This is a genomic window from Pseudomonas sp. P5_A2_2 (genome assembly GCF_054177685.1).
This window is the reverse complement of sequence record NZ_JBGCUL010001145.1, coordinates 1-1,320: the sequence shown is the minus strand read 5'-3', so window position 1 is coordinate 1,320 and position 1,320 is coordinate 1. Positions and strand designations below refer to the sequence as shown.

Annotated in this window: 1 protein-coding gene; it reads left to right on the top strand. The window is 55.0% G+C overall.

All coding sequences use genetic code 11. The annotated features are described in order from the left end of the window. Positions 1-598: 598 nt before the first annotated feature. On the top strand, positions 599-1,320 hold a 722-nt coding region (locus ACXRVY_RS29570), incomplete at its 3' end, for an FAD-dependent monooxygenase (protein ID WP_458239029.1).

Genomic DNA, 1,320 nt, shown 5'->3' with positions numbered 1-1,320 from the left:
TAAGCGGTCTGTAGCGCGGCGATCGCATCTTTCCAACGGAAAACGGCCTGCGCGGCAGCGCTTGAAACGAACACGGGGGACTGGGAAGTGGCGGTCATGCGTTGAGCTCCGAAAAAGGCAGAGACAGTTGAAGTAAAGGGCGAGGCGGCCTACGTAAGCCGCACTCAGGCTACGGATGGTTACTTAACTAAAGGCAGCACTAACAAAACGATGCGTACACAAAGTATTATTGGGTGAGATTGCCATTGTCAATGGCTTACTTTCCTAAAGATTGGTTTGCTTTGGTACGGTTGCGAAAACGAAACGGAACGTATAGATTTGATTTGTCTTTTGCAACGCTGATTTCTGGTGAGCGCCATGAAGCGGGGATGATGGGTAGTTGAAGGCCTGGACGGTCCTGCCCAGTGGATTTGTTCGTCGCTGCACTTGAAGCGGTACTGTGCGAGGCCTGAAGGCTCGCCACAGATGACTATACGAGGGCTATACCCGGTCGCGGATGTCTCTTGCCGAGGCGTATTTCGATGTATCGGATCTGGCAAACAGGCTGTGTCATTAGATCGCAGCTACCACCCGCCAAAGAAGCGGAGAGGAGACAAGAATGAGTCAGGTTAAACGCGTTTTGATTGTAGGCAGTGGAATCGGCGGTGCCACCGCAGCTTATGCACTGCGCAGAGCGGGAGTGGACGTCCACTGCATCGATATCAAGCCGGGGATTCCCTCGGCAGGGTCGGGCATTTGCCTGTTACACAACACGGTCCGAGCATTGGACATGATCGGATTGGCGGAGCCATGCCTCGACAGTGGTATGCGATTCGACGCGTTTCGGCAATTCGATTCCTCAGGTCAACTCCTGCGTTCGGATCCTGCACCTCCCAGCTGTGGCATCCGTCGGCCAGAACTTGCCCGAATCCTGGAGTCGGCAGCGCAAGGGGCGGGGGCAGTTCTAGATAAAGGGTTGACGATCGAACATCTCGACGACCGTGGGGACTGCGTCGAAGTTAAATTCTCGGATGGTCGCGAGGCTACCTATGACTTGGTTGTGGCTGCGGATGGTGCCTACTCCAAGCTCCGCGATCAGGTTTTCGGTGCTGAGTGCAGACCTCGTTTCGCAGGTCAGAGTGTGTGGCGTTTCAATGCGCCGCGTCCGGCTCAGATTGATGGGTTCTGTTTGTACCGCAGCCCGTCAGGTAAAACAGTGGGCTCTTTCCCGACATCGGAGGACAGCTGCTACCTGTTTTATCTCGAGAACAGCGTGGAGCCTCTGCGCGTACCAGAGGATCAAGCGAAAGCGATGATTCGCGAACGCCTTGCCGAATATAC